This window comes from Ruegeria sp. AF8 (genome assembly GCF_056541825.1).
The window spans coordinates 1-14,295 of sequence record NZ_JBQFYW010000003.1 but is presented as its reverse complement, the minus strand read 5'-3'; the positions used below and the strand labels follow the sequence as shown (position 1 = coordinate 14,295).

The following is a 14,295-nucleotide window of genomic DNA, read 5'->3' as shown; positions in this document are numbered from 1 at the left end:
GCCCACCAACATTCTGCGTATATCAGAAATCGAGATCGGCGTAGTGGGAAGGCGGACGAAATCCCGGAACCTGATCCGCCAGTATCGATCGGAAAGCCGGGCGCGACTTGATCTTGGCGTACCAGTCCTTGACCACCTGACTGCGATTCCAGTCCACATCCGAGATATAATCCAACGCCGACAGATGCGCGGCGGCCGCGAAATCCGCCAGCGTCATCTGATCGCCGGCCAGCCAGCGGCGATGGTCCAGCAACCACGCCATATAGTCGAGATGATACTTGATGGCGCGCGCGCCCTGCTTGACGTTCTTGCTGTCCGGATAGCCCTGACCGGTCACTTTCTTGTTGACCCGTTCATACAGCAGTTTCGAGGTCACCTCGTGGTGGAACTTGTCGTCGAACCAACCCACCAGCCGCCGCACTTCAAGCCGGGCCTCGGGGGTTTTGGGCATCAGCGGCGGTTCAGGCCGGGTTTCTTCGATATATTCGCAGATGGCCGCACTTTCGGCCATGACATGGCCATCCAGCCGAAGCACCGGCACCTTGCCTGCAGGGTTCCGACGCAGAAAATCCGGGTCGCCTTCCCAATAGCGCTCCTCGACAAGCTCGACTTCGATTTTCTTTTCCGCAAGCGACAACCGGACCTTGCGACAATACGGGGACAGGGGGACGTGAAACAGGCGCGCCATGAAATTCCGTTCGAACCAGTGACTGTCCCCCAGCAATAGCCTTGCTGGCCCTTGGGTTTCAATCCTCGAAACAATCCGCGCGACCATCTGCGCGAATGGTGGCCGCCCCGTCACGGATGGCCGCGGCCCGCCTGCGGGTTCGGACGGATGGATCGGTCACCGATCTCCGCCGCGGAGACGGCAGGATCGCCGCGATCCGCGCCGCCTGCGTCGGGGACAAATCGGCCGCCGAAACGCCAAAGTATTTCCGCGACGCCGCTTCCACGCCAAAGACGCCCTCGCCCATCTCGGCGACGTTCAGATAGACTTCAAGTATGCGCCGCTTGCTCCAGAACAGTTCGACCACCGGCGTGATCGAGGTTTCCATCGCTTTGCGAACCCAGCTGCGCCCCTGCCAAAGGAACACGTTCTTGACCACCTGTTGCGAAATGGTCGACGCGCCGCGCTCTCCGCCCTGTTCCAGTGCGGCCCGGATTGCATCGACGTCGAAGCCCCAATGCAGGCAAAAATTCGCGTCCTCCGCCGCAACGGCCGAGCGCGCCATGGTGGGCGCGATTTCCTCTATCGGCACCCAGTCGCGCTCAACCCGTCCCAGGCGCCTCCATTCGGCCCAGATGGTGTGAGTGACGGGCGGATTGGCAACCGAAAAAAGCGCGACAAGCGCCACAACCAGAACCGCCAAAACTGCCACCGCCCGGACCGCTATTCGCGCGACCCTGCGCAAAAACGCAGGGCGTTTGCCTTGTCGTGCGCCTGTATTCTTTTTGCCGCCTGTTTTGCGTGCTGCTTTCTTTGCCATGCCTCAGCTATAAAAGGCCCCGGCCACCGGGGGAAAGCCTTAAATCGCAACCAGCGCCGCTTCGTAAGCTTTCAAAACCGGGCGCACGCCCAGAAATGCCCGGGAACTTGTATGGTCAAGTTCCGGAAACAAGGCCGATACCTCGGCCTGCGTTTCCTGGGAAATAGCTTTCGCCGGCCGCCTCGTTGGCAAAGATCACCTCATGCTGCGCAATCTTCTCCTCATGCGCCTTTGGAGCGCATGAGGTTCAGATTTCGGCAATTCGGCGACTACTACTCGGCTGGCACTGCGGCCTTCTCGACACTCAGCGGATGGGGCAGCTTGTTGAGCATCTCTTTCGGGCAGACCTGCAGGAAATTCGCCTTCTCAACATCCCAGTGCTGCAGGATATCAGCAGCTTTTCGGCTGCCGGTTTCGCGGGCATGCTGTTCGATCAAACCCTTCAATTCGGCCTCCCAATGATCGGTGCCGATTGGGCAAGTCACCAAAGTTTCCATATTCATCAATACTTTGGCCTCGCCTTCGGGATCATGGATATATGCCATGCCACCAGTCATCCCGGCCCCGAAATTGGCACCGATTTCGCCAAGAATGACGGCGACGCCACCGGTCATGTATTCACACCCGTTGGTGCCGCATCCCTCGATGACAACGGTCGCGCCCGAGTTCCGCACCGCGAATCTTTCTCCCGCGCGTCCGGCGGCAAAAAGGAAACCGTCGGTTGCGCCATACAGAACGGTGTTTCCAATGATGGTATTTTCATCGGCGCGCAGGGCGCTGATCTGTGGCGGACGTACAACAATCGTGCCGCCCGACAAGCCCTTGCCGACATAGTCATTGGCGTCGCCGGAAACCTCCAGCTTGAGCCCCGGAGCGGCAAATGCACCCAGGGACTGGCCTGCCGACCCCTGCAGTTTGACATGCAGATGGTCCGGCTGGAACGTGTTTCGCATGCCGAAATTCTGCACAATATGACTGGAAACGCGCGTGCCCACCGTTCGGTGCGTGTTTTGCACAGCGTAAGACAGCTGCATCTTTTCACCGTCTTTAAGGAAGCGCGCCGCATCGCGTACGATTTCCGCATCCAGCGTGTCCGGAACAGAATTACGCTCTTTGTCGCGATCATAGACAATGTCATGTGCGCCATCGACAGTGATCAGCAGGGGGTTGAGGTCCAGATCGTCAAGATGCGCCGAACCCCGGCTGACCTGCGCCAGCAGATCGGCCCGGCCGATGATCTCGTCCACGGACCGCGCCCCGATCGAGGCCAGAATCTCCCGGACTTCCTGTGCATAGAATGTGATCAGGTTCACCACCTTGTCCGCGTTGCCGGTGAACTTGGCGCGCAGGGATTCATCCTGCGTACAGACACCGACCGGGCAGGTGTTCGACTGGCACTGACGCACCATGATACAGCCCATCGCAATCAGGGCGGCGGTGCCGATGCCGTATTCCTCGGCCCCCATCATCGCAGCCATGACGACATCGCGACCCGTACGCAGGCCGCCATCGGTCCGCAGGGTCACACGGTCGCGCAGGTTGTTCATTGCCAGTACCTGATGCGCCTCGGTCAGGCCCATCTCCCACGGCAGACCGGCGTATTTGATGGACGTAGCGGGTGAGGCTCCGGTGCCGCCATTGTGACCCGAAATAAGGATAATATCCGCTTTCGCCTTGGCCACACCTGCTGCAATCGTGCCGACGCCCGAAGACGCCACCAGCTTGACCGTCACTTTGCAGCGCGGGTTGATCTGTTTCAGATCATAGATCAGCTGCGCCAGGTCCTCGATCGAGTAGATATCGTGATGCGGCGGCGGCGAGATCAGGGTCACACCCTTGGTCGAGTGCCGCAGACGCGCGATCAGGTCGGTGACCTTCATGCCCGGCAGCTGGCCACCCTCACCAGGTTTCGCACCCTGGGCGACCTTGATTTCCAGCTCTTCACACTGGTTCAGGTATTCGGCGGTCACTCCGAACCGGCCAGAAGCCACCTGTTTGATCTTGGCCGACGGGTTGTCACCATTGGGTTCGGGAATGAAATGCGCCGGATCTTCGCCGCCCTCGCCCGAGTCGGACTTGGCACCGATCCGGTTCATCGCCACGTTCAGCGTCTTGTGCGCCTCGGGGCTCAGCGCGCCCAGCGACATGCCCGGCGTGACAAAGCGTTTGCGGATCGAAGTGATCGATTCCACCTCTTCCAGCGGGATCGGCTTGCCCAGCGGTTTGAAATCCATCAGGTCGCGCAGATGGATCGGCGGGTTCGACTGCATCTTGGCCGAATACTGCTTCCACAGCTCATATGAGGCTCTGTTACAGGCCATTTGCATCATATGCATCGAGGTCGCTTCCCACGCATGGGTCTCACCCGATTTGCGCGCCTTGTAGAAGCCGCCAATGGGCAGAACGTCCAGACCGCTGTCCCAGCCCTTGGTGTGGATTTCCTCAGCCTTGACCCGGATACCATAGATCCCGATGCCCGAAATACGGCTGGTCATGCCGGGGAAATACTCGGCCACTATGGCGCGGCTCAGGCCGACGGCCTCAAAGTTCAGACCGCCGCGGTACGAGGAAATCACCGAAATCCCCATCTTGGCCATAATCTTGAGCAGACCCTGGTCGATGGCTTCGCGGTAACGCGCCACGTTCTCGGTCAGCGTACCGTCCAGCAGACCGCGTTCGATCCGGTCGGCCAGCGAATCCTCGGCCAGATAGGCGTTCACCACCGTCGCGCCGCAGCCGATCAGCACGGCAAAGTAATGCGGGTCGATACATTCGGCCGACCGCACGTTGAGCGAGCAGAAGGTTCGCAAGCCCTGGCGGGTCAGATGGCTGTGTACCGCACTGGTGGCCAGAATCATCGGCATGGCCACCTTGCCCGGCCCGGAATGCTGGTCGGTCAGCACCAGATGCCCGGCACCCGAACGCACGGCCTCTTCGGCCTCGGACCGGATACGGGCCAGCGCGGCGTCCAGATGGCCCGCGCCCGGCTCGAAACTACAGTCGATCTCGACCAGAGGCGCGTTGAAGTTTTCGACCAGAATTTCCCACTGGGCGTTGCCCACGAACGGGCTTTCCAGCACGATGATCTCGGTCTGGCTGCTGTCTTCGTCCAGCACGTTCTTGAGGTTGCCGAACCGGGTCTTGAGACTCATCACCCGATATTCGCGAAGCGAGTCGATCGGCGGGTTCGTTACCTGGCTGAAGTTCTGGCGGAAGAAATGGCTGAGCGGGCGGTACATCTTGGATAGAACCGCCGACGGCGTATCATCGCCCATCGAGGCCAGCGCCTCTTTTCCGTCCTCGGCCATCGGGGCCAGGATCTGCTCCAGTTCTTCAACGGAATAGCCGGCGGCGATCTGACGTTTGCGCAGTTCCTCACCCGCGAACAACGCCTTTTCCGACACGCCATTCAGCTCGTCTTCCAGGTTGTTGATCTTTCCGACCCAATCGCCAAACGGCCGCGAAGCCGCCAGCAGATCCTTGAGCGCCTTGTCGTGATACAGCCGGCCCTCGGCCATATCGACCGCGATCATCTGGCCCGGACCCAACGCACCTTTCCGCACCACCGAGGCTTCGTCGACCGGCACCATCCCGGCTTCGGACCCGGCGATCAACAGCCCGTCCCCTGTCACCACATAGCGCATCGGGCGCAGACCGTTGCGGTCGAGACCGCCACAAACCCAGCGGCCGTCGGTCATCGCCAGCGCGGCGGGGCCGTCCCAGGGTTCCATAACCGAGTTGCAATAGGAATACATGTCGACCCAGGCTTGCGGCAATTCGACCGCCTGCTTGGACCAGCTTTCCGGCACCAGCATGGTTTTCGCCATCGGCGCATTGCGGCCCGCGCGCACCATCACCTCGAACACACAGTCCAGGGCTGCCGAGTCGGACGCGCCTCCGGGTACGATCGGCTTGATATCCTCGGCCAGATCACCAAAGAAGGTGCTGGCCATACGGATCTCGTGGCTTTTCATCCAGTTCAGATTGCCCTTGAGCGTATTGATCTCGCCATTATGCGCCAGCATGCGGAAGGGCTGGGCCAGCCACCACTGTGGGAAAGTGTTGGTCGAATAGCGCTGATGATAGATCGCAAAGGCGGACTCGAACCGTTCATCCATCAAGTCGGGATAGAATACCGCCACTTGTTCGGCCAGCATCATGCCCTTGTAGATGATCGACCGGCAAGAGAGCGACGCGATATATAGCCCTGCTATTCCAGCGGCATTGGCCGCCTTTTCGATCCGGCGGCGGATCACGTAAAGTTCGCGCTCAAAGGTCTCCTCGTCCACGCCCTTCGAATTCGACAGCAGAATCTGTTCGATCTCGGGACGGGTCGCGTTTGCCTTGTCACCCAGACAAGAGACATCGACCGGCACATGGCGCCAGCCATAGATCGAATAACCCATCCGCAGAACTTCGGTTTCCACGATGGTCCGGCACCGTTCCTGCGCTCCGAAATCCGTGCGCGGCAGAAACACCTGCCCCACGGCAACCAACTCATCCATACGCGGCTTGTGGCCGGTGCGCTCGATCTGGTCGTAAATGAACGGAACGGGGATCTGAACATGGATGCCGGCGCCGTCGCCGGTCTTGCCGTCGGCGTCAACCGCGCCCCGGTGCCACACAGCCTTGAGCGCATTGATCCCGGCCTCGACCACCTTGCGGCTTTTCTTGCCGTCGATGGACACCACCAGACCCACGCCGCAGGAAGAATGCTCTTCTTCCTCGGAATAGAGACCATTTTCGGCCATCCACTTACGCTTGGCTTCCTCGGCCCGGACCCAATCGGCGTCAATTTTGGTCATTGGCTGTCTCCTTTTTCCGACGGGGCATACATGGCCATGACCTCAGCTTCGGTCATCTGGCGGCGTTCGCCTTGGAACGCGTACCCGTCGGGCTTTTTGTCGATATAGAGTTCAAGTCTCAGCGGGTTCCCTGTGTCTTCGAACAGGCCCGCTGCCATTTGTGTTTGTCCGTGCATCTCGCCCGACAGAGTGATCCGGTACCAGAGCGCCGAACCGCATTCCGAGCAAAACGCGCGTTCAGCCCAATCGGATGAGGTGAAGGCCTTAACCGGGCCCAAAGCGGCATAGCCGGGTTCGGCCTGAAACGTCACCAGCATCGAGCTGGTCCAGCGGCGGCATTGATCGCAATGGCAGGCGCCCAACGAGTCTTTCGCCGGAGTGGCGGTCACGGTGACCGCGCCGCACATGCATTGGCCTTTCAATTCGGGCATCAGACCCTCCTGTCGCTGGGCGTTGGGTTACTCGGCTGCGACCGCAGCCTTGCTGTTGAAACGGTCAATAATCGCATCGGCGCAATCGCGGCCGTCACGGATCGCCCAGACCACCAGCGAGGCGCCGCGTACGATGTCACCAATGGCATAGACGCCGTCCATCTCGGTCTCACCGGTCTGGAACGCGGCCTTGACGGTGCCCCAACGGGTCACGGGCAGGTCGGGCTGACCAAATAGGGTGGGCAGGTCTTCGGGTTCGAAACCCAGCGCCTTGATCACCAGATCGGCCTCTTCCACGTAATCCGCACCTTCGATCACTTCGGGCGCCTGACGGCCCGAGGCGTCGGGCTGACCCAGACGCATCTTCTGAACCATCACGCCGGTGACAGTGTCATCACCTGTAAAGCCCTTGGGCGCGCTGAGCCATTCGAACACCACGCCCTCTTCTTCGGCGTTCTGGGTTTCACGCTGCGAACCCGGCATGTTGGCGCGGTCGCGGCGGTACAGACATTTGACCGAGATCGCACCCTGACGGATCGAGGTCCGCACACAGTCCATCGCGGTGTCACCGCCGCCGATCACGACGACTTTCTTGCCCTCGGCATTCAGACGGCCATTGTCGAAATCTTCAACGGCGTCGCCAAAGCTCTTGCGGTTCGATGCGGTCAGGAAGTCGATTGCCTTTTCAATGCCATTCAGACCGCTGCCCGGCATGGACAGATCACGGGATTTGTATACACCTGTTGCGATGATCACGGCGTCATGCTTGGCGCGGATCTCTTCGAACTTGGCGGCATCCACGTCGCAGTTCAATACGAACTCGACCCCGCCATCGGTCAGCAGGTCATTGCGGCGCTGGACGATGTCTTTTTCCAGCTTGAAGCCCGGAATACCGTACATCAGCAGCCCACCTGCACGGTCATAGCGGTCATAAACGGTGACCTGAATACCGGCGCGGCGCAGCATGTCGGCCGCGGCCAGACCACCGGGTCCGCCGCCGATGATGCCAACGCTTTCGCTGCGCTCGGCCGTCGGTGCCACCGGTTTGACCCAACCCTTTTCCCAGGCCGTATCAGTGATGTATTTCTCGACCGAACCGATGGTGACCGTGCCGTGCCCGGATTGCTCGATCACGCAATTGCCCTCGCACAAACGATCCTGCGGGCAGATGCGGCCACAGATTTCGGGGAATGTGTTGGTCGCCTGGCTGGTGTGATAGGCCTCTTCCAGTCGTCCGGTTGCTGTCAGGCGCAACCAATCGGGGATGTTGTTGTGAAGCGGGCAGTGGCTTTGGCAATAAGGCACACCACACTGGCTGCAACGGCTGGCCTGTTCGGATGCTTTCTCGACAGCATATTCTGCGTAGATCTCGTTGAAGTCTTCTTTGCGTAGATTTGCGGCACGCTTTTTCGGCATGTCGCGTTCGATCTGCACAAATTTCAGCATCGGTTGCTTGGCCACGGGTCAGACTCCATGAATTGGCTTGGTCGCGCCTGCATACGAAAACCCAAAAGGAATTAAAAGTCAAATCTACTGACCTAATATTAGATTTTCTTCGGAAGACATCAGAAAGCCGTCTGAAAAATTCCAATTTTGAGGCCGTATCGGACCTATTTCTGTTCTTTTCTTTTGTTACAAGACACTTATACCCAATAGGAAAAATTTTCACCGACGAACGGAACGGCAAGGCAGATGAGTCTTTTTCACTTGATTCTGGTAGCGGTTATTCAGGGTATTACCGAATTTCTGCCTGTTTCTTCGTCGGGGCACCTGATTCTGTTGCCGAATCTGACAGGGCTTCAGGATCAGGGTCAGACCATAGATGTTGCCGTGCATATCGGAACTTTGGGCGCTGTGGTCCTTTACTTCTGGTCTGATGTGAAGGTTGGCCTGGCCGGTCTGCCGCGCGCGTTGACCGGCAAGATGGACACACCGGGCTCAAGACTGGCGATGGGATTGATCGTTGCGACCATTCCCACTGTTGTCGCCGGAGCGGTCCTGCACTTCACCGGCCTGAGCGATGCGCTTCGATCGATGGCGGTGATAGGCTGGACAATGCTGTTGTTCGGGCTGCTGCTGTATTTCGTGGATCAAAAAGGCGCGCAGGTAAAGAAGACGGGCGACTGGGGGCTGCGCGACGCGTTGATCATGGGGTTGTGGCAAATGCTGGCGCTGATCCCTGGCACCTCGCGATCCGGTATCACCATAACCGGCGCTCGGCAGCTTGGTTATGAGCGTGCGGAAGCTGCGCGCATCGCGATGCTCATGTCCATCCCCACGATTTTTGCCTCGGGCATATTGCTGGGGGCGGAGGTGGCGGTCGATGCCAACGCACAACTGGCCCGCGACGGCGCCATCGCCGCCGCCTTTGCTTTCATGTCGGCGCTGTTGGCGCTGTCCCTGATGATGCGACTGCTGCGCAGCACCACGTTCACCCCATATGTGATCTATCGGGTTATTCTGGGCGTGGTGCTTTTGACGATCGCTTACAGCTGATCAGACTTCCAGGTTTTTGGCCGAGTTCTGAATATCGTCATACTGGCCAAACGGGCGGAACTTCCACAGATAGTCCGGCAAAACGGACTCCATCGGGGTCGGTTCAATCCCCAAATCCGCAAATCCACGCGCACCCTCGGAAACGACATTGTCGCGACGCAGGTTTCTGACCTGGTCGCGGGTCAGAATGTTGTTCGGGAACAGTTGGAAACTCACGAACTTGGCAATATCCAGCACGCCGGCCATGATACGCGCCGCCCAGAATGGCAGGCCGATCACGATGCGGCGGCGATGGACCGTCTCGAGCATCTGCGCCATCAGGTCGCGGAAACTGGCCACCTCGGGACCGCCGAGTTCATACACACCGGCCTCGGCCTGTCCAACCACGCCTTTGACGGCAGCCCGGGCCACGTCATCGACATAGACCGGCTGGAACCGGGTTTCGGCCCCCACCAGCGGCAAGAATGGCCCTATCGTGGTCATTGCGGCAAACCGGTTAAAGAACTGGTCCTCGGTTCCAAAGATCACTGATGGGCGCAGGATCACTGCGTGCGGCATGTGTTTCAGAACGCCTTCCTCGCCCAGGGCCTTGGATCGGGCATATTCGCTATCAGAATCCGCATCCGCCCCGATGGCCGAGATATGCACCATGCGGGCCACACCCTGTTCGGCGGCGATACGGGCCACCCGCTCTGCGCCCTGGGATTGCACGGCCTCAAAACCGTTCTTTCCCATTTCGTTCAGAACGCCGACACAGTTGATCACGGCATCCGCCCCGCTCATCGCAAGCGCCACCGAGGCGTCATCGCGGATATTGCACAATACCGGCTCGACCTGGCCGACCGCGCCATAGGGTTTTACGAACATCGCCTCATTTGGGCGGCGAACCGCGACGCGTACGCGCCACCCTTCGTTTGCCATGCGCCGCGCGATATAGCGGCCAACAAATCCCGATCCGCCGTAAATCGTGACCAGTTTGGACATTGAAGGGCTCCTGTTGTCTGGGTCTTGGTCCGATCTACCTTTCCTTCCCGCGTCAAACAAGGCGCAAAAACGCCGCGTAGGAAGGGAAACAGGGCGCTTGTTTACGCTATGGAATTGCATTGGCCGAATGTTACGAAAAAAACTTTCGAAAATCGGCTTGAATCCCATTGACGCCCCCCTTCAGTCAGCTTAAACGCCCCTTCACGACACCTGCCCAGGTGGCGGAATTGGTAGACGCGCTAGCTTCAGGTGCTAGTGTCCGTATGGACGTGGAGGTTCGAGTCCTCTCCTGGGCACCAGAATTTCCCAAAATACTATTTATTTTCAGATAATTGACGTGAAGTCACTTTTTTGGCCACCCAACAGGCCACCTAGTGCATGGCGGATCGCACCAGATCATTTACCTGATGGCGTGCATCTGAACCAAAAGGTTTTTCGCGACTAACGCGGCTAAGCCAAATGCGGATCATCTATTTGTCGTCCAACAATTGGGCTGCTTGTGATGCGCTCCCACGATCTTGAGGGCATAAAAAGCGCAATTCGGTTAGTCCCCGCGTGTGCAGGGAGCACTGGAGCAACGCGGTTGGTCGGTCCAAAGGAAGGAAGTGAACTGACTACCCTGATCGATATTCATGACCTCGGGTGGGCTTTGATGATGTGACCGCCCCCCGACGGCATCACGATTTTGGCGTACCCAAAACGCTTCAATCAAAGATAGCGCATATTCACTGTATGCAAAAAGGGTCAGCGAAGGTCGTGCAATGCGAGATTTGCCGTAAATGAGGGCAGATGCGACAATGGAGTTCGAATTTGAACCAGTGATCATCTGATGACCTATGAGAGCGTGACCGATTTTCTCTCCGGCAACGCCCCTTGGGCGGCAGGGTTCGCGGGCGCGATGTTGGCGCTGACTGCGCTCGCTGGAAAGCTCCTGAACCCAGAGAGGAAGGACGAGGTCGCGCTCTGGCTTCTGGGCGCGGTGGAAGATAGCTGGCACGCCACATTCACGAGCCTTTTCGACGCTGTCTTCGGCGAACGACACCTGTCGTGGAAATGCCTCTGGCGGTCGGCCCTGGCGTCGCTCATCGCGGTGTCCTTGATTTGGCTCTTTATGGGCAACGTGGGGTTCATTGAAGCACGGCTTCAGGCGGACCTGTCGCTCGGCTTGGTGCTTCTGCTGGCTTTGGGTGTCAACCTAGGAGCGGACTACGTTTCACTTCTCGAAACCCGTTGGCTTCTGGAGCAGATGGAGCGATTCGAGTCGATCTTCGTACAGGCGTTGGTTCTGCTCACTGATCTCCTGATCTCGGCGGCAATCATCTGGACCGCGATCTTCCTCTTCGTTCGTAGCCCACTTTATTCCGGCGAAGCCGAGAGTTTCGCCGAGATCCTCGGTGTGTTCTCGATCTTTTCGGTCCTGTTCTACTCGACGTTTCTGACAAGCGTCTGGACTTGGGCCTATGTCCTGACGAGCTGGATGATGCGGCTCTTCGTGCGTCTCCGGATCGCGCATTGGCTCGATGTCGAGAACAAGCCCGTGACGGTGCTGGGTTACGTGCTGGCGTTCGTGGTTTTTCTCGGATCACTTGCCGTCGTGACGCCGTTTCGTCAGGACGTGGACGGCCTTACCATGGCCGATCGTACACTGTGTTCCCTATTCAAGGGGCCGGTTTGCTTTGAGGTCGCTAAACTGACCGAAACCGAGCAGGTGCAACTCGATATGATTCTGAATGCCTGCGACAGCGGCCTTTCGCTGGAATGCGCCTACCACGCAACGGAGATCATCGATACGCGGGCAACCGACGCACGACGACTCCTGGAGGCCGCCTGCGAAGGCGGCCATACCGCGGCATGCTCTATCGCGGGCATTCAGTCGGCGGGTCTCAAGTGGAGCGATGGCGGCCAGGTTGATCCAAGTACCGCTCGTGATCTGATGGAAAAGGGGTGTACGCCGGATTTCCCAGTGGCGTGTACATTGCTCGGCGTTTTCCTCCTTGGCCAAGAAGGGGTCGCGGATTATCCCCTCGCGCGCTCGGCGCTCGAGACCGCATGCGATGCCGGAGATCCGGATGGCTGTGCATCCCTGGCCTTTTTCTTCAGTGGCGAACCGGGAACGATACATGATCCGGCCGAGGCGCACAGGCTCTATGGGCTGAGCTGCAATGGCGGATCGGAGACGGGTTGCGACAATTTGGGCTTCGACTATCTCGCCGGGCGGGGTGTCGAGCGCGACCTTGAGAAGGCGAAAACGATGTTCGAAATCTCATGTGGGCTCAAAAGCGCGTTTGGCTGCAACATGTACGGAGAAGCACTGGAGCAGGCCTGGGACGGCACGATGGACAAACAGGCAGCACAGGTTCATTTCCTTCAAGCCTGCGACCTAGGAAGTGCTGATGCTTGTACCAATGCCGGGAGGCTTCATCAGGATGCCCAGGATGATTCGGAGGCAGTGACCTTCTATGAGAAAGGTTGCAATGGCGGCAGCTCAGAAGGTTGTACCTGGCTCGGCTTCGCGTTCCAATTCGGCTTCGGCGTTGACAAAGACATCGCAAAGGCCGCCAAACTGTACGAAAGGGGATGTACGGGTGGCCATGCCGTAGGGTGCGGGAATCTGGGAATCTTCTACGACGATGGGGCCGGAGTCGAAGAGGATTCTGCAGAGGCACACCGGCTCTACTCACTCGCCTGCGAGGGAGGCGATAATGGTGCTTGCATAAACCTGGGCTTCCTCTACGAACTTGGAAAGGGCGTCGAAGCGGATGCTGAGGAGGCGGCACGCCTCTATCAGCAAACCTGTGAGGCGGGAGAACCTGTCGGGTGTCGATTGCTCGGCATTCTTCACGAACGCGGTCTCGGGGTAACAAAGGATCTGAATGCTGCGGAGGCCCTTTTCGTGCAAGCCTGCGATGATAATGACCAGCTTTCGTGTGATGCCCTGCAGAATCTTAGATCCGAGAGCGATTAGTAGCGCGCACCGGCTGCGACCCGACCGAAGTCGACGGTTCTTGAAGCACCGCCCCAAAGCCGTCAATGGAGCAGTCGCAGCGAAATATTGCTTTATTGCGCAATCTGTGAGCTCAACCAATTGTCGATTTGGCGGTCGCAGCGAATGTCCGGAAAAGCGTGCCGTTGATATGGGTGTAGATGTAGTTGTCGCGCAAGGTTGCGGGCTGGAGGTCATGTAAGGGGAATGATTGCGACCATGCCTCTCGTTCCCTCCGTTGTTGATCAAGTTGGCGATACTCCCGTCGTTGCCGCGGGCGGGATTGCGATTGGAAGAGGACTTGCGGCGGCGACGGCATTGGGCGCGGGAGCGGGCTGGATAGGCACGAGATTTCTTCCAAGTAACGAGGCGACATAGAAGCATTATCCATGTGGGCAGGACAGAGCGTCGGCTTGGCTAACAGGGTTCAGCGAGCAGCCGCCATAGTCGAAGAATTAATGATTGAAGCGACAAGCGCGATTAATGGATTGGTTGAGCAGACCACACGGTGATGGAGCCTGGATTGAACGACCGCTTCGTCCGCCTTGCGTGAATTCAACCCAGTCACAATTTTTCGCCTGCAGCGAATGCCAGGAAAGAGGGCTGCGATCGCGGCATAGTTGGACAGGGCTGAATGTCTTCTGTGGGTGGCTCCTGCATTGCAAGAGTTTTTTAGCGATTTTTGCGGTCGTTTCGTCAGTACTGTCGTCTGTCCGGCCTGTTTGTGTTTTGGCATTGCCTCCACTGGCCCTGATGAATTCCGCGAGCGAGGTTCCAATCGGCTTATCGACCTCAGAGGGCCGGAGACATTCCCGGAGTGTCCTTGCTCTTGGTTGAGTTACTTCCGCATCATCACTTCAACGTCTTGCATCTCGTGGGCAGTCTGCGCGGTCAGAACGCTGGCTGCCGGTATTCTTGTTTCTTTGTCAGCATTGCCCAGATGGAACGCGCTGCCTTGTTTGCCATCGCGACTGTTGCCAGCCGAAACGGTTTGTCGGCAATGATCTTGGCTGTCCAGAGATCGACCTTCTCTGGCGAACGTTTTGCCATCACAGCGCGCGATGTCATGCCTACGACCAACAGCTTGCGAATGTAGCGATCACCTTGCT

The 14,295-nt window shown here is 58.6% G+C and carries 9 protein-coding genes, 1 tRNA gene and 1 pseudogene; 4 read left to right on the top strand and 7 right to left on the bottom strand.

Features of this window, described 5'->3' with window-relative positions:
* Positions 1-22 precede the first annotated feature (22 nt).
* The 5 genes from fzlA to ACR0AO_RS07305 form a co-directional block, all read right to left on the bottom strand.
* Positions 23-688, bottom strand: coding sequence for an FtsZ-binding protein FzlA (gene fzlA, locus ACR0AO_RS07325; protein WP_480602619.1), 666 nt, complete (start codon positions 686-688; stop codon positions 23-25).
* 58 nt (positions 689-746) lie between these two features.
* Positions 747-1,487, bottom strand: coding sequence for a monofunctional biosynthetic peptidoglycan transglycosylase (mtgA, locus tag ACR0AO_RS07320; RefSeq protein ID WP_480601804.1), 741 nt, complete (start codon positions 1,485-1,487; stop codon positions 747-749).
* A 272-nt stretch (positions 1,488-1,759) separates the two neighbouring features.
* Complete coding sequence (gene gltB, locus ACR0AO_RS07315; protein ID WP_480601801.1) at positions 1,760-6,292, bottom strand: glutamate synthase large subunit; 4,533 nt, start codon at positions 6,290-6,292, stop codon at positions 1,760-1,762.
* Positions 6,289-6,723 (bottom strand): GFA family protein, encoded by a 435-nt coding sequence (locus ACR0AO_RS07310; protein WP_480601799.1) that lies wholly within the window; start codon positions 6,721-6,723, stop codon positions 6,289-6,291. The genes gltB and ACR0AO_RS07310 overlap by 4 nt, the downstream gene beginning before the upstream one ends.
* Before the next feature lie 27 nt (positions 6,724-6,750).
* Positions 6,751-8,184 carry an NAD(P)-dependent oxidoreductase gene (locus tag ACR0AO_RS07305; protein WP_480601796.1) on the bottom strand — a complete coding sequence of 478 codons (1,434 nt, stop codon included), beginning with the start codon at positions 8,182-8,184 and terminating at the stop codon, positions 6,751-6,753.
* A gap of 231 nt (positions 8,185-8,415) precedes the next feature.
* Here ACR0AO_RS07305 and ACR0AO_RS07300 point away from each other — a divergent pair, with 231 nt between their 5' ends.
* The gene (locus tag ACR0AO_RS07300; protein WP_480601793.1) at positions 8,416-9,219 is read left to right on the top strand and encodes an undecaprenyl-diphosphate phosphatase; all 804 of its coding nucleotides are present in this window, start codon (positions 8,416-8,418) and stop codon (positions 9,217-9,219) included.
* On the opposite strand, the gene ACR0AO_RS07295 is transcribed toward ACR0AO_RS07300, so the two are convergent.
* On the bottom strand, positions 9,220-10,203 hold the full coding sequence (locus ACR0AO_RS07295; protein ID WP_480601790.1) for a complex I NDUFA9 subunit family protein: 984 nt from the start codon (positions 10,201-10,203) through the stop codon (positions 9,220-9,222).
* Between the two features lie 212 nt (positions 10,204-10,415).
* On the opposite strand from ACR0AO_RS07295, the gene ACR0AO_RS07290 reads away from it, so the two are divergent.
* From ACR0AO_RS07290 to ACR0AO_RS07280, 3 genes are all read left to right on the top strand, one after another.
* A tRNA-Leu gene (locus tag ACR0AO_RS07290) sits at positions 10,416-10,502 on the top strand.
* Between the two features lie 530 nt (positions 10,503-11,032).
* Positions 11,033-13,168, top strand: coding sequence for a tetratricopeptide repeat protein (locus tag ACR0AO_RS07285; RefSeq protein WP_480601786.1), 2,136 nt, complete (start codon positions 11,033-11,035; stop codon positions 13,166-13,168).
* Positions 13,169-13,366: 198 nt separating this feature from the next.
* Complete coding sequence (locus ACR0AO_RS07280) at positions 13,367-13,564, top strand: nitronate monooxygenase (protein WP_480601783.1); 198 nt, start codon at positions 13,367-13,369, stop codon at positions 13,562-13,564.
* 513 nt (positions 13,565-14,077) lie between these two features.
* Here ACR0AO_RS07280 and ACR0AO_RS07275 read toward each other — a convergent pair.
* A pseudogene (locus ACR0AO_RS07275) lies at positions 14,078-14,295 on the bottom strand (IS110 family transposase); the annotation flags it as partial.